11 protein-coding genes and 1 pseudogene are annotated in these 20,118 nt (G+C 38.7%); 3 read left to right on the forward strand and 9 right to left on the reverse strand.

Translation table 11 applies throughout. The features are described from left to right. The 3 genes and pseudogenes from J576_RS13270 to J576_RS13280 all read right to left on the reverse strand — a co-directional run. A partial coding sequence (locus J576_RS13270; protein ID WP_033855626.1) for a transposase occupies positions 1–217 on the reverse strand: 217 nt, incomplete at its 3' end. Between the two features lie 108 nt (positions 218–325). Then, positions 326–4,831, reverse strand: a complete 4,506-nt coding sequence (locus J576_RS13275; RefSeq protein ID WP_033855627.1) for a translocation/assembly module TamB domain-containing protein — start codon at positions 4,829–4,831, stop codon at positions 326–328. 26 nt (positions 4,832–4,857) lie between these two features. Beyond that, positions 4,858–7,332 (reverse strand): annotated as a pseudogene (locus J576_RS13280) (autotransporter assembly complex protein TamA); the annotation flags it as partial. Between the two features lie 417 nt (positions 7,333–7,749). On the opposite strand from J576_RS13280, the gene J576_RS13285 reads away from it, so the two are divergent. Further along, complete coding sequence (locus tag J576_RS13285; RefSeq protein ID WP_002049270.1) at positions 7,750–9,072, forward strand: MFS transporter; 1,323 nt, start codon at positions 7,750–7,752, stop codon at positions 9,070–9,072. A gap of 3 nt (positions 9,073–9,075) precedes the next feature. Next, positions 9,076–9,711, forward strand: coding sequence for a 2-polyprenyl-3-methyl-6-methoxy-1,4-benzoquinone monooxygenase (coq7, locus tag J576_RS13290; RefSeq protein WP_002049350.1), 636 nt, complete (start codon positions 9,076–9,078; stop codon positions 9,709–9,711). A 45-nt stretch (positions 9,712–9,756) separates the two neighbouring features. Here coq7 and J576_RS13295 read toward each other — a convergent pair whose 3' ends face one another. Beyond that, positions 9,757–10,305, reverse strand: coding sequence for a DUF2799 domain-containing protein (locus tag J576_RS13295; RefSeq protein WP_002049172.1), 549 nt, complete (start codon positions 10,303–10,305; stop codon positions 9,757–9,759). A 398-nt stretch (positions 10,306–10,703) separates the two neighbouring features. On the opposite strand from J576_RS13295, the gene J576_RS13300 reads away from it, so the two are divergent. After that, entirely contained in the window at positions 10,704–12,128 is a 1,425-nt protein-coding gene (locus tag J576_RS13300) for a glutamine synthetase family protein (RefSeq protein ID WP_002049158.1), read from the forward strand. A gap of 77 nt (positions 12,129–12,205) precedes the next feature. Here the strand turns inward: J576_RS13300 and J576_RS13305 are convergent, their stop codons facing one another. The 5 genes from J576_RS13305 to kdpA are packed head-to-tail and all read right to left on the reverse strand — an operon-like array spanning position 12,206 to position 20,003. After that, the gene (locus J576_RS13305; protein WP_000625750.1) at positions 12,206–12,922 is read right to left on the reverse strand and encodes a response regulator; all 717 of its coding nucleotides are present in this window, start codon (positions 12,920–12,922) and stop codon (positions 12,206–12,208) included. Between the two features lie 11 nt (positions 12,923–12,933). Then, positions 12,934–15,588, reverse strand: coding sequence for an ATP-binding protein (locus J576_RS13310; RefSeq protein ID WP_002049125.1), 2,655 nt, complete (start codon positions 15,586–15,588; stop codon positions 12,934–12,936). A gap of 38 nt (positions 15,589–15,626) precedes the next feature. Beyond that, positions 15,627–16,232, reverse strand: a complete 606-nt coding sequence (gene kdpC / locus J576_RS13315) for a potassium-transporting ATPase subunit KdpC (RefSeq protein WP_002049285.1) — start codon at positions 16,230–16,232, stop codon at positions 15,627–15,629. Between the two features lie 13 nt (positions 16,233–16,245). Then, positions 16,246–18,285 carry a potassium-transporting ATPase subunit KdpB gene (gene kdpB, locus J576_RS13320; protein WP_081400904.1) on the reverse strand — a complete coding sequence of 680 codons (2,040 nt, stop codon included), beginning with the start codon at positions 18,283–18,285 and terminating at the stop codon, positions 16,246–16,248. A gap of 8 nt (positions 18,286–18,293) precedes the next feature. After that, entirely contained in the window at positions 18,294–20,003 is a 1,710-nt protein-coding gene (gene kdpA / locus J576_RS13325; RefSeq protein ID WP_002049068.1) for a potassium-transporting ATPase subunit KdpA, read from the reverse strand. Positions 20,004–20,118: the final 115 nt, after the last annotated feature.

A 20,118-nucleotide genomic window follows, 5' to 3' on the forward strand; every position in this document is an offset into this window, starting at 1 on the left:
CCATACGTAAAGAGAGTCTGAATAAAGATTTGATCATTAAACAGCATTGAATAGCGGTGTCAGAGTAAGTTTGATTTCGACCATGCTTGCCTTGTGATTGTGCATACCACTGGGTCTTTGGATCGAACCAAATGGCAATATTCCCACGATTAATGAGAGCTCGGTTATATGCGGGCCAATTGGTTGTGCGGTAGATTTTTTGTGTAGGCTTCTTCATTTGAAAATTATATTGCTGAAGAAGCCCTTAAGAACAGCTTTGTGCAACAAAGCCGTATAGCGTTAATAAAATAAGAGCCCACTTAAAGTGAGCTCTTAATTTATACATCTAGAAACGCCAATTGTAGAATAAATCGATCGCTCGTTCTAAAGACTGACTTGCTTCTAAATATAGACGGCGATTCATTTGATAACGCAGCGTAAGTTTATTGACTGGCGTGAATACCCCGACACCATAACGAATAAACAAATCAGGCGTAATATATCCAGTTAAGCTTACCTGAGTATCATCACCCGTACCTTGTGCATCTAATGCAAGACCACTTAAGCCGAAAGTACGTCCAATTTGATTCGTGAAAGCGCGTGTACCGCCCAAGCCCATACTAATACCAGCAGCAGCGATTGTATTGTTTACATCAGATTTAAAACCTTCCGCATTACTTAAACCGCTTGAGCCTTCATTAATACGACCTGTCACTAATGCATTTAATGCTTCTTGTTCAGATAAGCCCGCATCGTTATAAACTTGAATGTTTGGTGATGATGCAGTACCTGTAACACGAACGCCAACCATACTACCCTGAACATTTTTATTTGCATCTATATCTAAAGTTGGGTTTGCCAATGGGCCATTGAAACGGGCAATAGCACGGTTCAAATCTAAGCTTTGACCATAAGCTTCAATTTTCACCTTTTGACTTACACCAATAGCACCCATCGCGCGCATTGCCGTTTCATAACCACGCTGAGTTAAGTTCAAACGACCCACTAAAGGAATATTACTGTTAAAGCCTTGGAAGATAACTTGATTACCAATATTTACCGAAATATCGGCACGGATATCCCAAGGTTTTGCTGCACGTAAAATTGCAAGTGGGTCTTGGCCTTGACGGACAATACGAACATCTGAAGATGTATTAATGACAGGTGCTGTTGTTTCAGGCATTGAAATACGTGCACGAGGAACATCTACCGACCCTTTCAAACTTAAACGTTTGTCGAAAGGATACATATCGAGTGTCAAATTCGGATTTGCAATAGCTGTAATTAATGGTGCTTGACGTACGAGTAAGTTATCACCTTTTAAGTTCAACTGTAGACGTGGAGAATCTTTCCAATCGAAACTACCTTTAAGTAAACCTACCCCTTGTCCACTGTTAAATGCGCCATCAATTGTTGCCATATCCTGACGAATAGATGAATACACTTGTACATTGGTTAAGTTCACTGGCAGGGAAATCATACTGATTGCCCCATTTTTCAAACGCATCTCACCCGTAAATTGCGGTTGGGTTAATGTACCATTTACTTTACCTGCCAAGGCTAAAGTACCACTCATTGAACGCACATCTTGAATAAATGGTTTTAAAACTTTTAACTGTACATCATTAAAGGCGACCTCACCATGCATTGGCATAGATGGTTGGTATGGATTAATAATGACATTCGCGTATCCGGTACCAATATCTGGTGTTTTTACATCAACACGGAACAATAGACCATCTGAAATGCTTTTCGCAATTACACTCAGCTCATCATAAGTCAACGTGGTTGGCGGATCTTGAGGGTCTTCTGCTGCTAAACCTAGTTCACCTTTTCTGGTTACTAAGCGTGCATCAAGTTTAGGATGTCCACCATTTACCCAAGACGCTTTAGCATAACCATTGAGTTGACCCGTCATAGCCAAACCTTCCGGCATAAATGCGGCAAAATCTCCTAAATCCAGATTTTGGGTAATAAATGAAATATTGCCTTGTGCTTTACTCACACGTACAGGTTGGTCAAGGCATAACTGACTATTTCTACTTTGCCAGCAATGCTGCCCAACATATAGCTCAGAACGTGCTGATGAAAACACAACAGGCGCATTTTGATTTTGTGCTAAACGAATTCGACGCGAATCAAAACTACCTTTTTGAATTTGGCCCAACCAATCATTATTTTGGTTAAAACCGCCTGCTAACTGCACATAAAATTTAGAAATATTATTATTTGCCTGAACTTTTAATAAGTGTGCTTTTCGTGTTCCAGTTAAATTGACTTCAGCAGACTGGATTAGACGGCTACCACTACGTAAATTATCAAGCTTTGCTGTGAGCTGAGTTGGAGTTGTTTCGGAAGTTGGTAGTTCACCCTGTACACGCAGTTTTTTAACGCTCACTAAATTATTGAAAGCGAAGTTATCAACTGCAATATTAGCTGTAGCCTTCAAGCGCGGCTGAGATTGAACACTTAAATCTCCATAAGCACGGCCACTTAGACCCGGATACAACTCATAAAGCGCAGGCGCATTGAGCTTGATTTTTAAATTCTGTGCATTACCAGTCGCCTGTAACTGGTTTTGTGCATACACTAAAAATAGATTATTCGCTTCAAATTGCTGAGGTAAAAAGCCCTTTTGGTTCGAATCCATCAGTACAGATAAGTTACCTTTACCTCTCACTGGCTTATTATTCAAAAATCCTGCAAGGTTCAATTGCTGAATATCAATACGCTTTAACTTATCAGACCAAACACCTTGCGTTTTTACATTTCCTGAAATTTCGCCTTTTACACTAGAAACAAAATATTGAGGTTTAAAACGCACAAGCGAACTATTGATATCCCAAGCAATACGATCTTTTAAATTTAATGATCCAGTCGCGTAAATTTTTCCAGCCACACCATCGTGTTGTAACTGACTAATTCGAATAAACTCTGGAGTACCAGCAAGAGAGAACTTTAATAACCCATTAGCCTGATTAAGTGCTTTTAAAGATCCATCATAATTCACTGCAAAACCTTTAAAACCACCACCGGCTTTAACATCATTAAATAATAAAGCTGCCGTACTTTTCCCAGCTAACGCAACCGTTTCTTGGTTTGCTTGAGCCAACTGGCCTTTTAAATCAATTTTTTCAAGTTGAATGATTTGTTGATTTGGCTTGGCAAAACCACTTGCTTTGATTGATCCATTAAGTAAGTTTACCGGTGCAGCTGCATGAATACTTTGTGGATTAAAGTCTTTAGCATTTAATAACGCATTCCATGCCAACTGACGTTTTTCGGTAGGTAATAAAACTTTAGCCTGACCTGTGAGGCTCCCTTTTTGAGCCGCAAAATTAAAACTAGGAACATTAAGAATATTATCTTTAACATTCAATGTTGCTAAATATTGTCCAGCTGGCAATAAGGTTTGTTCATGCTGATATACTTTAGTTGCCACTTTAATATCTTGCTGACCATCCCGCAAAGTCAAATCTACTTGACCACTATCACTGCTTAACCAACCTATATATGGCATAGCACGATCTATTTTGGACCAAGCTACATTCATAAACATTGGCTGTGGTTTTTTATTCTTTTCAGGTGCTTGATTTAATTTAAGTTTCCAAGACTCATAGCGGTCAAAGTCGACATTAGCAAATACTTCAGTGCCTTTTTCTAAAGAGCCAGTTGAAGCAACTACAGCATCTAAACTTGGTGGTAAGAAGTCCTGAACGACCTGAGGGATAGCTTTATCTTTAGGATTAACATGATCTAAACGACCTTTTACATCCCAAGTGACATGATCTTTCCAGTTCACCAACCCTTTAAGGTTAACTGCACCTTTCATGACCTGACCATTAAAGTCTGTAATATTCAGCTGATGAACCAAATCAGTATTCATTAAGGCGTTGTATTGACCTTCTGGTAAATTTTCCCCTTTTAAATCTGTCTCAAGTGCTAAGTTAAGTTGCTTAACATCCCCCTGAAACTTGATCACACCATTTTTAGCAAATAATTTTTGTTCAACCAGTAAAGGCAAGTGATAATTTTTAAGTAACAATGCACCTTTCATTGGTACTTCATGGCGAACAGGATGTAAAACGACCCAACCTGTTAATAAATCTGGTGTTGTCGTTGCTACACCGGCTTGCAATGTATCTAAACTTCCGCGAGCTGCCACTTTAATATTTTGGATGTTTAAACTTTTTAAAGAAGGAATTCTTAAATCTGCTGTCGCATTCAGTGGATATTTGCCACTAAAGTCCATATTTCCTGTTGCGTTATGAACAGAAAGATACCCCATATCCATACTTGAATTTTCAAATTTCAGTTTTGTCTCTGACCACAAAGCATCATTTAAATGAACATCATGGAAATTTACGACAGAACCTGAATTTTTAATTTCTAAATGATCAACATCTCCCACATCTACACGAAGCACAAATGGTAATTTAATGGGTTTAAACTCAAATGGCTTATCCGATGGCGGAGCTTTGTTAATAATAACTAGGTTACGGACATCTGCATTGCTCAAATGCACTTCTTTTTCTAATATTAAAGAACGCCACCCTAACCGTACATCAGCTCTATCTAAAGTAACGTCAACTTCTTTTAACTGAACAATAATATTTTTAAGAATAATTCCCCGAAGTAAATTACCCCCTTCATATTCATATTTAATGACTTGCTGAGCTTGTAAAACACGGTCTAATAAAAAACGGCTTCCACGGTCAGTCGACATCATAATAATGATGGAAGCAACAAGTAATAAAAGTATGATTAATATTGTCAGCAAGAAGCTACGCAAAATGCGTCGCTTCTTAGGAGAGCTAGGTGCCGAAGTGGGCTGCTGTTCTACTTCCGCCATAAAATAAACCTAATAAAATTTTATTTTTAAAGTTGTGGACCAATAAAGAAATGCAAACGAATCGGATGATTATCATCAGAAATACCTGAAGCCACATCTAAACGAATTGGTCCAATTGGGGACTTCCAACGAATACCGACACCAACACTGTAGGCAGTCGGGTTACTAAAATTCTTATCGTAAGCATTACCAAAATCAGAAAAAACAGCTGCTCGCCAACCCTCTTTGAATTGATAGTTATATTCTAAAGAGCCTACTGCTAGAGCCTGTCCACCAATCTTATATCCATTTTCTTCGGGTGAAAGACTTTTATAATCAAAACCGCGAATTGTCTGGTCACCACCAGTAAAGAATCTTAAATTATAAGGAACTTTATCAAATTCATCGGTAAAAATATAACTAAGATCAGATCGTCCCACAAACTGATGGTTATCATTTTCACCTAAAGAATAAATAAATCTCCAACCTGCTGTTGCAATCGCCATATTAGCATCTGAAAGTAAACTGCTACTTCCCAGTTCTAACTTATAGCTTTGTTTAAATGCTTTCGTTGGATTTAACCTTGTATTACTTGAGGTTTTAGAAGTTTCATAACCAAATAATAACGCTTCTTGCTCTGATGCAGCTGTTTTAAATGCATCTGGCAACTCAGAAATATCAACATTTCCTTTTTGAGTCAGTCGGTCCAGACGGTAACGGACCCCAATAGTGTGTTGCCAATTGCCTAAAGGTTTTTTAATAACTCGCTCACCACCCAATACGGCAGATTCAGTTAATAAACTCACATCAGGACCGATATTATCTCTAGTCTCGCGCTCATAACCACCTACAATGTTAAAGTAATCATTTAATGGATGCTTATAAGGAATACTATAACGGCCATCTATAGACTGACGAATTTGTGAAAGTTCAAAGTTGGCATCAAAGGAGTGGCCATATTCGTTCACAATCGAACGACGATATTGACTACGTAAACGAGCTCCCGTATCAGTACCATAACCCACACCAGTTTCCAGACTATTCAATTTATCCGCATTTAAAGTCACAATAACCGGAATCCGTTTTTCTTCACGTGCTTGGGCTTGTAAACGGTCTTGTTCCGACTCTTGCTCTGCATGATCTGCTGCTGCGGTTTTCAAAGAAGCTGGAGCTGCAGCTAATTGTACATTTTCAGTTCCGGCAAATTGTTTTTCGTCTACCACATTTTGGCTAACCTCTTTACTAGATGAGGCTAATTGTCGTGCTTTAGCAAGCTGTTGTTGTTCTGGAGAAAGCAATTTTGATTCATCAATGGTGACATTTTGCTGATCGACTAATGCTTGTAAATCTGGGGGTAACTCAAGCGGCTTCTCAATTGGATCAGGTTTAATTGAATCAACCAAAGTGTAGTTAAAATAGCGAGAGTTCGTCAGGTTGTTGGCTAAAGCATTTACACGCCAGAATGTGTAGTCATCGCCCTCTTTCCAAGGTGCCATACTCTCAAGAATATTTAATTTGATTGGCAAGGGTTTTGAAGGATCACTCATACGAAACTCAACCTTACCTAGCTTATATCGCTCACCCGTTTCATATTTGAGGTTAATATCTGCTTTGTTTTCAGGTTGGCTTACTTTCACATCGTGTAAACGCCAGTAGGCATCAAAATATCCATTATTTGTTGCGGCATCGACAATTCGACTTTTAGTTGTTTCATACAGACCATGATTAAAGATATCACCCACATCTTGGTCTGGAACTAAACGAATAACTTGAAACTGTGGTTGTTTTGCACCAGCTCCACTGAATTCAATATTTTGTTCATTAATTCGTACCGGCTCATTTGGAGTAACTTTAACTCGAACACGGCTTGCACTTAATTTTTCAAAACGAAACTCAGCATTGTAATACCCCACCGCTTGAGCGGCCTGATTGCTTAGGCTCCTAAGTTGAGGCAATGCTGAATTAAAATCTTCAAATGATTCTTGAGTAAATGTAGATAATTTACCTTTGATATTTTTAGCCAAATCGTCTGGAGCACCCGTAACCTCAGCAGTAATACGAGGTATTTGCTCCATCGGAATCACACGCGGTGGACGAATTTTATTAAATATCCGTTTAAAGAAACCTTTTTCTTCCGGCGGTTCTTCAGTAGCAGCTGTAAGCTCAGGTAAAGTTTTTCCAGTTTCATTAGCTTCGACTACAATCTTACTGTCAGATTGAATCTCATGCATGAGTTGATCAATATTTACAGGCGCCTGATTAATTTCATGTAATTCTGCTTGTGATGCATCATTCACTACCATTTCTGGATGTTTTTGCGTGCCATTTTGGAAGTTCTGAGCTTCAGTTTTTGCCTCTTCTGCTACCCGATAAATCTCATTTGCCATATTCTGGTCAACAGGCATCACGGGTAAATCTTCGAGGTTATCGAGCGTAATTGGCTTAAATTCTTCAATCTGATTTGGAAATTGTTCTTGTTGTTGCAATATAGCCAAGCTATCTTGTTGCTGCTGTGCTTGAGTTACCAGAGTAGCAACATCAGTAATCGGAACATCATTTTGGTTATTTGTATTTGTTTGTTGCAATGATGGATCAGTTACTGACTGGTTTGCTACCGGCGTTACGGTCTCAGCTGAACTTTGAGCATAACAAGGATTAACACATAAACTTAACAATAGGCTGCTACAAATAAGTTTAGGTATACTCTGCATTTTTAGGATTAAATGCATAGAGTGAGAAAGAGTTGACTGTTTAAACTTAATTTTAGAAGGCATGGAAAACTCTAAACTTATTTTTTAATAAACGCACCAATATGAGGATAAAACTCACTCGAAACCATTGATTTTTCATTTAATCAAGCGTTAAAAATATCATACATGGTTTTCGATGCAAATTAACACTCCGTCACATTTTTTAATAAAACTCAATGAAGCTTGTATATGATGAAACAAGATGAATCCCTGATGACATCACGTCGGTTTGTACCGATGTTTTTTACACAGTTTTTTGGCGCATTAAATGACAATGTTTTTAAGCAAGCTTTATTGTTAGTCATTACATATGGTTGGATTCAACAACAATCTGCCCCTGTAAGTACACTCAATAATTTAGCAGCATTATTGTTTATTTTGCCATATTTCTTTTTTTCAGCAACAGCAGGACAAATTGCTGACAAATACGAGCGCTCACAACTTGTGCGTGGCATAAAAATATTAGAAATCATAATCATGCTTATTGGGTCTGCCGGTTTCTTATTGGGGCATTTATGGCTACTGCTTCTGGCTTTATTCTTAATGGGAACACATTCCACTTTTTTCGGACCTATTAAATATGCAATTTTGCCTGAAATTTTAAAACCAAACGAACTTATGTCGGGCAATGCCTTATTTCAATCCGGTACATCGATGGCAATTTTATTCGGCATGATCTTAGGTGGTGCCGTAATTGCATCATCAGAAGGTAATTTACTGTGGATTAGTCTGACTGTAGTCGCTATTGCTTGCATAGGTTATTTATTTAGCCGTTTCATTTTACCCCAAAAAGTTGCTGCACCTGATTTAGATATAGACTGGAACTTTATTCGTACAAGCTTCCAAACTATTACATATGCCAAAAGTTTACCGTTAGTGTTCACCATTTTATTAGGTAATTCGTGGTACTGGTTTTATGGGGCGACTTATTTAACGCAAATTCCGCAGTTGACTCAGCAAAATCTCCACGCATCCGAAAATGTGGTTAGCCTATTACTAACATTCTTCTCAGTCGGTATTGGGGTAGGTTCTCTTCTTTGCCGTAAAATTGGTGGTTCGGAAATCAACATTAAAATGGTGCCGATTGGTACAATTGGCCTTACTGTTTTTGCGCTTTACCTTGCAGCGAGTCTAGCCTTTGTACCAGAGAAAACTGGAGCATTACTAACCTTAAAAGATATTTTCACTCAAGGTTGGGTTTACTACCATGTCATGATTGCTGTGACTTTATTGGGTATTAGTGGCGGTTTTTATATTGTTCCTTTGTATGCCATGATGCAGGCTTACTCACCGCGCTCACATCGTGCCCGTGTTGTTGCAGCAAATAACATTTTAAATGCTGTATTCATGGTTTCGTCAGCAATTTTCTCAATCTTAATCTTAAGTGTTTTAAAAATTGATATTAAAATACTATTTATTATTACAGCTGTACTTAGTGCAATCTTTAGTATCTGGCTTCTTGCCCGACTAAAACCAATGCTTGCCACAGCACATCTTTCTTTGGAGGACTAATTTATGCGCCACTATACGGGAATTGATCAACTTATTAACTCCTTTGATCAGGCATTACGTAGTCTTGTTCCAGGTGCAACAGCAGCACAGCGACAAAATCCGGCTGAAACGGCTGAAACAAAACTTGGAGTTGAAGATGCTCGCCATGTTGCAGGCTTAATGCGTGTTAACCATAGTGGTGAAGTATGTGCTCAAGCGCTTTATCATGGGCAAGCATTAACGGCGAAATTACCAAATGTACGCCGCGAAATGCAACAGGCAGCAATTGAAGAACAAGACCATTTAGCTTGGTGCGAAGACCGTTTAAAAGAGCTAAACAGCCATACAAGTTTATTGAACCCGATTTGGTATGGCCTTTCATATGGTATGGGTGCTCTTGCCGGTATTGCAGGTGATAAATATAGTTTAGGTTTTGTTGCTGAAACTGAACGTCAAGTTAGTCTACATTTGCAAGATCACTTAAACCAGTTACCTGCTCAAGATGAACGCTCTCGTAAAATTTTAGAGCAAATGAATGAAGATGAATTACATCATCGCCATACAGCGCTTGAAGCAGGTGGTGTTGAATTACCTTATGCAGTAAAAATCACAATGACTGCTATTTCAAAGCTAATGACTAAAACCAGTTATTACCTTTAAAAAAACAAAGGATTGATCTCATTCAGATCAATCCTTTTTCAAATATTATTTTAAACCATGATCATATTTGAAACGTTCAATATCTCGAATTGAGTTCCAATAGTTTCTGTTAATACGGTCACGATCAATTTGTAGTTCTCTTAAAAGTTTACGATAGCATTCGCGTTCTTCTGGCTTTAATTTTTCGTTGTAAGCGCTATCAGAATATTGCTTAAATTTTTCGTCATAACGATCATATTCAGCTTTTGCATTGTAGTAATCGGAAGCTGCACGATAATAAGGTCTTAAACGATTACGCTGCTCAACTGGGCATACATTAATATTGCCGTTACCCTCTAAGGCGTTATAAAAAATATTTGATGGCTGGCAATAATATCCTAAGCCCTCTTTATATCCACGTTCATATGACTTTTGATCTGGAACAATATTAGCTTTCCCACACGCTTTATAATATTGATCTAAACGCGGCGAAGAACCTTTTGAACCGTCTTTCTCACCCACTAATGACCAATTCGCAGTCTTACATTCTTCTACGCTCATTGCAGCACACCCCGAGAGGCTGATTGCCAAAATGGCTAAACCGATATTTTTCATATTAAGAGAACTCAAAAATAAAATTTAAAAAAACGCAAAAAATAAAATTCCAGTACATACACTATGTAAGCCCTGCTTTATTCAAGACTTATATATAAATGTTTAACTGGATAAGCGTTTAAGTTTAAAGCAGTTTGACCATCTCACCAAATTTAAGGATCACAAATTCTAATTATGTTTAATTTTTAAAAGCGAAATCATGATCTATCAAATGGCTCTTATACGTTAATTTTACTTTAAAAATTTATTATCAAAACAAAACTCAACCCACTGATTATGAATACAAAAAATAAAAATTATTTATAAAACTCTCTTTAATCATTTTACTCTTTTTTTACGCGATTTACTTCAAGGGCTAAGGTAGGATTTTAGCTAAATAACCACCAAGGTTTTTTATAATGAGTACGCTTATTTACCCAAATTTAAACTTAAAAGATTCTCACTTTAAGGCATTTAAAATATCAGATGATTTTATTCCACCGACACAAGATCACACTTTCAACGCAGAACTTTTTTTAAAAGAAGTCGATGAATATTTAAGTTTCTATCCTCAGACTCAGCACATTGATATTTGTCTACATGACTTAAACGGACATATTCGTGGTAAACGAATTGACGTTAAAAGCCTCAAAAATCTCTCTCATGGATGTTATTTTCCACTTTCTGTTTACGCCATGAGCCTTGATGGAAAAGTAATTGAAGAGACAGGATTAGGAAAATATATTGGTGAACCAGATAGACTTTGCCTGCCCATTTTAGGCAGCTTGCAACCAAGTGCCTTATCCCCAGAATTAAATGCTCAGCTTTACCTATCAATGCAAGAAGAAGATGGTACAGACTGCCGCTATGAACCACGCAATATATTAAAAAAAATATTAAATCAGTTACATGCCAATAATTACTTTCCTGTCATGGCTGCCGAATTAGAATTTTATCTTTTCTCACCTCAGCATCAGGCTGAAACCTGTATAGAAAACCAATGTTTTGATATAGATGCACCCAATAACTATCAACAAGTCCTAGATGAGGTTGAAAAAGCTGCTCTACTACAATCTATTGAAATTACCGCGATTGTTGCGGAATCATCTCCTGGACAATATGAACTAAATCTTCAACACAGCCATGACATTTTGAAGCTATGCGATCAAATTAATGCTTTAAAAAGAATTGTAAAGCAAGTCGCAAGAAAGCATGACTTAACAGCTTGTTTTATGGCGAAACCGAACTTGGCAAAAGCTGGAAGCGGCATGCATTTTCATATGAGCATGCTGAATCAATACCATAAAAATATATTTAGTTCAGTTGAAGAGAAAGATGAGCTTTCTACCAAATTACTCAGTGCAATTAGCGGACTTATTGAGCTAATGCCTGCATCTATGGCGATTTTAGCGCCTAATATTAATTCTTATAGACGCTTTAAAATTGGGCATCATGTGCCATTAGAAGCCAATTGGGATACTAACAATCGTAATGTCGCAATCCGCATTCCATGTTCAGATATACAAAATCAACGTTTAGAATACCGTGTTGCTGGAGCTGACTGTAACCCCTATCTCGTTACAGCCACTATTTTAGCAGGTGTATCTTACGGCTTATCTCATAAATTACCACTACCAAAACCTGCTCATCTTTTAAAATTTCCAGACGAGCATATTTTATTAGCTAACAACCAACCAGAAGCCTTAAAAATATTTAAAGGAAGTCTTATTTTAAAAGGATATTTAGGCGCTGACTTTGTCGAACATTGGTACACTGTTAAGCAGGCTGAATATCAAAACATTTATAGTCAAATGACTGAAGCAGAACAACATTGGGATATATAAATAAAAAAAGCAAAAAAACTATAAACCACTTTGCAAACCCTTAGGGAGAAATACCCTAAGGGTTTTTTTATATCTAATTAATGATTTTTCTGTTTAGCTAAAAAACGCAATCCAACACCAGGTTCAGTTGCAATATAACGTGGCTGAATCGCGTTATCCCCCAGTTTACTGCGTAACTTGCCCACTAAAATACGTAAATAGTGCGTATCTTCCTGATGGGTTGGGCCCCATAGTTCTTTTAAGAGCTGTGGCTGGGTTAAAAGCTGTCCTTGATAGCGCATTAACAATGTCAAAAGTTGAAATTCTTTTCGAGTTAACGTAATTGGTTGTTGCTCGACCCAAACCAAACGTTGCGTAACATCAACTTTAAGATAACCATCGTCATAGACATGCGCTTCTTGCTGAATCGGTTGGTTTCTTAAAATGACACGGATACGTGCCAAAAGCTCTTGCACACTAAAAGGCTTGGTCATGTAATCGTTTGCGCCAGCATCTAGCAAAGCAACTTTTTCGTATTCGTCAGCCCTTACAGATAGCACAATAACCGGCACATTTGACCAGCTACGTAATTCTTGAAGCACTTCTTTTCCGTCTAAATCGGGTAAGCCCAGATCTAGAATAACCAAATCAGCCCCTTGTGTTGCTAAAGCTTCTAGGCCTTTGTAACCCGTTTCGCAGAGCGTGGTTTTATATTTTTGAGTTCTTAAAGCAATGTCTAAAAATTTACGAATTTGAGGCTCATCATCAATAATCACAATACGTGTTTCTACAGGTGATGTTTCTGAACTTATCATGAATTTACAACTTATTCTTTTACTGGGTGAATGGGTAATCTGATTTGAATTAAAGTACCTTTATTTTGGCGCCCTGAAAATGCTTCTATTGTACCCATATGAGCACCAATAATCGCTTTTACGATTGTAAGCCCTAAACCAGTACCAAATTTTCCACGGTCTCCTCTTTCCATCGTGTAAAACATATCAAAAATGCGATGTCTTTCATCTTCAGGAATTCCCGCACCTCTATCTTCAATTTCAATTTTTACTTCATCTTCTGATGAAAGTTGAGCACGAATCATGACTGGTTCATCTGGGGGTGAAAAGTTTGCAGCATTTTCTAAAACATTAAAAATAGCTTGCTCTACCAGTGCAGGGTGAACATATAAACTAATTTGTTGCTCAGGTAACTGAACGACCACTTGCGTATCTGGTTTATAGCGTTTTAAACGGCGGGTTGCCGAACCAATTAATTCATCTACCCCAATCCAGTCTCTTTTTAAAGTTAAGCCTTCGTGGCCTAAGCGTGTCATATCAAGCAAGTTTTGAATATAACGGTCTAGACGCTCACCTTCTAAATGAATTGTTTCAAGTAAATCTTGCTGGTCTTGTTCTGACATATCAGCTTTAAAATTGGCAAGCGTATCTGCGGCTCCAATAATAGAAGCAAGTGGTGAACGTAAATCATGCGATACCGAAGATAATAAAGCAGAACGTAAGCGCTCTGTTTCACTGGTGACTTTTGCTTGTTCAAGCTCATTGACCAATTGGGTTCGAAGTGCTGCCTGTGCAATATATTCGATTACACTTTCCGTCAGTTTCTTTTGCTCAAAATTTAGAGAAACTACATCATCCTTAAAGTAAATTCCCACTATACCTAGGCTATTTTTCTGTTCTAAAAGTGGTAAAAACCACCAGTTCGACTGACTAAGGGTATCAGTAAAACGCCCGCACGGTTGTTGGTGTTTCAAACACCATTCTGCAGCTACTTTTTCTTTATCATTTAGTTCTATGTCAGATGAAATAACTCTATCTTGGATAGAAATCCACACTTTAGTTTGCAGCTGGGTTTCTAAAGTCATACGACCGGTTTGCATGACTTCTTCAAGGTTTACTGCACTAGAAAGCTTACGTGCCAAGTCTTGCATTACTGTGGTGTAGACATTGGCAACTTTTAAAGATAAAACCTGCTGACGTAATTGAGAAGCCAAACGCCCAGCAATTAAAGCTGCTGCAAAAAAAGCAACAACGGTAACCACACCTTGGTGTGCTGAAATTTGAAATGTAAAACGTGGTGCTATAAAGAAAAAGTTATAGGCTAAGAAACAAATAAGAGCAGCTACTACTGCAGCGAGCATTCGGGTTTTAGTTGCTACAATTAAAACTGAAATAATAAAAATAACAGAGAAGTCTTCAATACCTAATAGAACTTCGGCAAAGTGAGCTATAAAAATACTTGCGCATGTTACCGCTAAAACAAAAACACTTTCTTTTAATGATAAAAATGATGGCTTCTCAAGTTGAGCTGTCTTTTTAGTGCCCTGTTCTGGGTGTAAAATCGTTAAAGCAATCGAGTTTTCTTGATTTAATAATTGCTGAGCTAAATTTTTCTTAAATAACTTTAACCACCACGGCGAAATACTTTTGCCAATGACCAGATTGGAAATACCTCGATCAAGCGCAGCATCCATTAACACCGAAGCAACTCGTGGCCCATATAAAACTTCGGTTCGACCACCGAGTTGTCGAGCCAGCTCAAATGCTCGGTCAATTTCGATATATTCTTTTTTATATGAGTTTCCTGAACTCCGTCCAGAGTCCAAACTTTTAGCAACATTCACTACAGTCCATGTTGCTCCATAGCGTTCAGCTAATCGACAACCTGCCCGTACTAAATATTCAGAACAGCCTTGCCCATCTATTGCAATCATTAATTCATTTTGTAGCGAGATAGACTTCAAGCCTTTAGAGGTATAACTCTGTTTTAAATCTAAATCGACATGCTCAGCAACGCATTGCATTGCCAGTTCACGCAATGCAGTTAAATTTGAAATGCTAAAAAAGCCTTGTAATGCCAGATTCGCTTGCTCTGGCACATAGACTTTCCCTTGATGGAGCCTTTCAATGAGTTCACTGACAGGTAAATCAATTAAACGAATATCTCGAATACGATCAAATACACGATCTGGCACAGTTTCATTTACTCGAATGCCCGTAATCTGATGCACCACATCGTTTAAGCTTTCTAAATGCTGAATATTCATGGTGGTAAATACATCAATACCTGCATCTAGCAATTCATTGACATCTTGCCACCGTCGTTCATGGCGACTATTGGGTATATTGCGATGAGCCAACTCATCAACTAAAACAATTTCCGGATGCCTGAGTAAAATAGCATCCAAATCCATTTCTTCTAAAGTATGCCCCTGATATTGCATTTCCTTTCTAGCAATTTGAGGCAAGCCTTCCAAAATTTTTAGAGTTTCTATTCTTCCGTGGGTTTCAACAATACCAACAACAACATCTGTACCTTGTTGAAATAACTCTTTAGCGCGGGCAAGCATGGCATAGGTTTTGCCGACACCAGGCGCTGCACCGAGAAAGACTGTTAGTCGACCGGCTTGATATCTATTTACATGATTTAATAAGGCCTCAGCCTGATTTTCGCGATTGCTTTGCACTTGATATCATCCGGTAAACTAACAATTTTATTTTCAAGTTAATGTGTAGATTGTAATTGATCTAAAGCGATATTTAGCTCTAATACATTAACACGAGCTTGCCCTAGTGCACCAAACTGAACTGGTTCAATATGCTTTTGAAGTAACTCTTCTACAACTTTAGGGTCTAAATGACGCGCTTGAGCCACTCTGGCAACCTGTAACTGAGCAGATTCAGGGCTAATATGCGGATCGATACCACTACCCGATTTAGTCACTAAATCACTTGGAATAGCTGTACTGCCCGTATGGTCTTGTTTTTTCACCGCAAGAATCTGTGCATCAATTTGTTTTTGAAGCTCTGGATTGGTAAGGGCTAAGTTTGTGGCCCCCATAGACATTGGGTCATAAGCAACCGCTGAAGGACGTGGGTGAAAATAAGTTTCTCCAACAAATGGCTGAGCGACTAATTTTGACCCTAGAACTTTATGGTCTATTTCAATCAAACTACCATTTGCTTGATTGTGAAATAAAACCTGCCCCGCACCTGTAGCGATCGCACTATAAACAGCACCACAACCGACAAGGGTAAAAATTAGAAGTCCGAAAGATGCTCTTAAGGTCTGACCCAAATTTGCTTCTGAATTTTGTGCATAAGTTTTCATTTCAAACTCCAGATTACAAACCAAATAATTGAACAATAACAACATCAATCGCTTTAATGGCAATGAATGGTAGAACCACACCGCCCACCCCATAAATCAACATATTTCGACGTAGTAACTGAGTTGCAGTTGAAGGTTTAAATTTCACGCCACGGAGTGCGATTGGAATTAATAGCGGGATAATAATCGCGTTAAAAATTAATGCAGATAAAATCGCGCTATTTGGACTAGCTAAATGCATCACATTCAATACTTGCATTTGTGGAATCGCAGCAGCGAACAACGCAGGCAAAATGGCAAAGTATTTAGAGACGTCATTTGCTAACGAAAATGTTGTCAAAGCACCGCGGGTAATTAGTTGCTGTTTCCCAATCTCAACCACAGCAAGAAGTTTGGTTGGGTCAGAGTCTAAATCAACCATGTTGCCGGCTTCTTTTGCAGCTTGTGTACCCGAGTTCATGGCTAAGCCAATATCGGCTTGTGCTAGTGCTGGCGCATCGTTGGTTCCGTCACCGACCATCGCAACTAAACGACCTTGTTGTTGTTCGGTGCGAATACAAGCGAGTTTATCTTCTGGTTTTGCTTCGGCAATATAGTCATCTACACCCGCTTCAGCAGCAATCGCAGCAGCGGTTAATGGGTTATCACCTGTGACCATGACAGTTTTAATACCCATTTCTCTTAAACGAGCAAAACGTTCTTTAATACCGTGTTTAATTACATCAGAGAGTTCAATCACACCCAATACATGATGTTGATTTGCAACAACCAACGGTGTTGCCCCTTTTTTAGCAACTTGTTCAACACGTGCTTTTAACTCTAAATCTTGAGAATAATCTTCATCTACAAATTTCAAGATTGCATCTAAAGCACCTTTACGAATTTGCTCACCATTCGGTAAATTCACACCAGAAATTCGAGTCGAAGCACTAAAAGAGATAAATTCGGCTTGCTCAGGTTCTTGCTGTTTTAAACCTTGTTCTTTTGCTAACTTAACAATCGATTTCCCTTCTGGTGTTGGGTCGGCAAGTGAACTTACCCAAGCAGCAGCTCTCAACTCCGACTCACTTACAGAAGTTAAAGGATAAAAAGAAGTCGCTTGACGGTCACCATAAGTAATGGTTCCTGTTTTATCGAGTAAAAGCACATCAATATCACCCGCAACTTCTACTGCTTTACCTGATTTCGCCAAAACATTGGCTTTGAGCGCGCGGTTCATACCCGCAATACCAATCGCAGGTAACAAGCCACCAATGGTTGTTGGAATTAAGCAGACCAACAGCGCAACCAGCACGACTGGATCAAGTTCAATATGCAAATAATGAGCAATAAACGGCAAGCTAATCACAACAATTAAGAAGGTAATTGTCATCACCATTAATAAGAAGCCAAGTGCAATCTCATTTGGTGTTTTTTGACGATTTGAGCCTTCAACCAAAGCAATCATACGGTCTAAGAAACTTTGACCAGATTCCGCAGTCACTTGCACAACAATACGATCTGTAAGAACTTTAGTCCCACCAATAACACCTGAACGGTCAGTTCCAGCTTCACGTAGCACAGGTGCAGACTCACCTGTAACAGCCGATTCATTAATGGTCGCAAAGCCTTCTACAATCTCACCATCGGCTGGAACAAGCTCACCTGCATGAACTTCAATATAATCATTCAAATGAAGTTCAGTGGCTGCAACTTGAGTTGCTTGGCGGTCTGTCAAAGAATTAAGTCTTCGAGCAGTCAAGTTTTCTCTTGCTGCACGTAATGAAGATGCCTGTCCACGACCTCTAGCCTCTGCAACCGCTTCAGCATAGTTAGCAAATAAAATCGTAATGAACAAAATTGCTGTGACGACCAAACCGAATACCAGTGTGGCATATCCCATTAAGGTACTTAGAGCAGTGATTACTGTTCCAAGCCATACAATTGCCATGACTGGATTTTTAATTGCATGCTGGGGTAGCAATTTTACAAAAGCATTTTTCCAAACTTCAAAACTTGGTACTACCACAGTTGTTTTATGGCTATTTATATGAGTTTGTGTATTCATTTTCACTCGCCTCCTTAGCCTTTAACCAACAACAGTTGATCGGCAATTGGCCCAAGGACAAGAACTGGCATAAATTGTAATAAGGTAAGCAATACAACAATCGTAATCAGCGTTAAGGCAAAGGTTGGAGTTTCAACCTGAAGGCTACCTGTTGTTTCGGGTGCTTTTCTTTTTGCTGCTAAACGTGTCGCAATCATTAATGGCAAAATTAATGTCGGGAAGCGTCCTAAAAGAAGAGCAAGACTACAAGTGACATTCCACCATACGGTGTTGTCTCCAAGGCCTTCAAAACCTGAACCATTGTTGGCAAACGCAGAAACATATTCATAGAACACTTGGCTAATACCGTGTGGTCCAGGGTTTGTGATACCTGATAATCCCGGAATACTAAGACTCAAGGCTGTAAAAGCCAGAATAATAAGAGGCTGAATTAAGATAATAATCGCAAGTAACTTGATCTCTGCTGCTTCAATTTTGCGTCCAAACAATTCAGGTGTACGACCTGTCATTAAGCCTGCAATGAATACAGCGAGTAACAGATAAATCATAAACTGTTGCAGACCACAGCCCACACCGCCCCAAATGGCATTAATCAACATATTAATGAGTTCAACCAGCCCAGTAAGCGGCGCAGAAGAATCGTGCATCATATTGACCGAACCATTATTCACTTGTGTGGTCAGCGCAGCCCAAACTGCTGATGCTGCTGGTCCAAATCGTTGCTCTTTACCTTCCATTACTGCAATTTGAGATGCTGTCGATGACATACTTTCAGACCAGACAGCTGCTGCACCTGAAATAACCGACATGAAAAGCATGCTACCAAACACAAAATAGGCAAATTTTTTGCGTCGAGTAAAATGTCCCACCATAAAAACGACTGTAATTGGAATGAGTAAAATCGCTATCATTTCTAATAAATTAGATAGTGGCGTTGGATTTTCTAAAGGCACAGAACTATTTGGACCATACCAGCCGCCACCGTTACTACCCAATTGCTTAACAGCAATCATGGGTGCAACTGGACCTAATGGAATTTTTTGGGTTTGTACTGTATTCGCTTTATCAATAAGCTGTACTTCCGGTCCACCCTGAAAAGTTGCTGGCACGCCTTGGCTGTTAAGCAACAATGACCAAACAAAACACAGAGGAAGCAAGAACCGGACTGTAGGGCGTATTACATCTGCCCAATAGTTACCAATTAAAATTTGATCTGGCTGTTCAGCAACATCAGCCGCAATATGGCTAGGACGTTGATAAAAGAAAGCTCTTAAGGTCGCAACAACTAAAGCTAATCCCATCATTGGTGTGATGACTTGCAAACCTACAATACCTGTCATTTGCGACAAATAAGATAATTGAGCTTGACCAGAATAATGCTGTTGGTTGGTGTTGGTTAAAAATGAAATAACCGTATGTAATGCTAAATCCCAACTCATATTTGGTGCATGATTTGGGTTTAATGGCAGCCATGCTTGCGTCATAAAAATAGCAAAAACTGCTACAGCTAAAAAAATACAGCTAACAACAAATGCTAAAGAATATTGTTTCCAGTTCATTTGTTGTTGCGGAGATATACCTAACAATCGATAGACAGGATTTTCAATCCAACGAAATAATCCATCGCCCACCATCGGCTGATTTGCCATCACTTTGGATAGATATTTGCTGAGGCACCATGCTAAAAAAATAGCAATAAATAAAACAAGGATAAGTTCTAACATGGCTATTCTCCTCTATACCCCTTGGCTTGATTTGCCAAAATGGAAATAAGGAGAGATGGGGAAATATCATTTGTTTTTAGTCCGCATAAGACTATGCCAGACTGATGCAAGATGC

The organism is Acinetobacter sp. 766875 (assembly GCF_000582055.1).
Classification (GTDB): domain Bacteria; phylum Pseudomonadota; class Gammaproteobacteria; order Pseudomonadales; family Moraxellaceae; genus Acinetobacter; species Acinetobacter nosocomialis.

Bases quoted from the DNA above. Each gene is read 5' to 3' on its own strand.
- J576_RS13275 (WP_033855627.1), bottom strand. From the start codon at position 4,831: ATGGCGGAAGTAGAACAGCAGCCCACTTCGGCACCTAGCTCTCCTAAG.
- J576_RS13285 (WP_002049270.1), top strand. From the start codon at position 7,750: ATGATGAAACAAGATGAATCCCTGATGACATCACGTCGGTTTGTACCG.
- coq7 (WP_002049350.1), top strand. From the start codon at position 9,076: ATGCGCCACTATACGGGAATTGATCAACTTATTAACTCCTTTGATCAG.
- J576_RS13295 (WP_002049172.1), bottom strand. From the start codon at position 10,305: ATGAAAAATATCGGTTTAGCCATTTTGGCAATCAGCCTCTCGGGGTGT.
- J576_RS13300 (WP_002049158.1), top strand. From the start codon at position 10,704: ATGAGTACGCTTATTTACCCAAATTTAAACTTAAAAGATTCTCACTTT.
- J576_RS13305 (WP_000625750.1), bottom strand. From the start codon at position 12,922: ATGATAAGTTCAGAAACATCACCTGTAGAAACACGTATTGTGATTATT.
- kdpC (WP_002049285.1), bottom strand. From the start codon at position 16,232: ATGAAAACTTATGCACAAAATTCAGAAGCAAATTTGGGTCAGACCTTA.
- kdpA (WP_002049068.1), bottom strand. From the start codon at position 20,003: ATGTTAGAACTTATCCTTGTTTTATTTATTGCTATTTTTTTAGCATGG.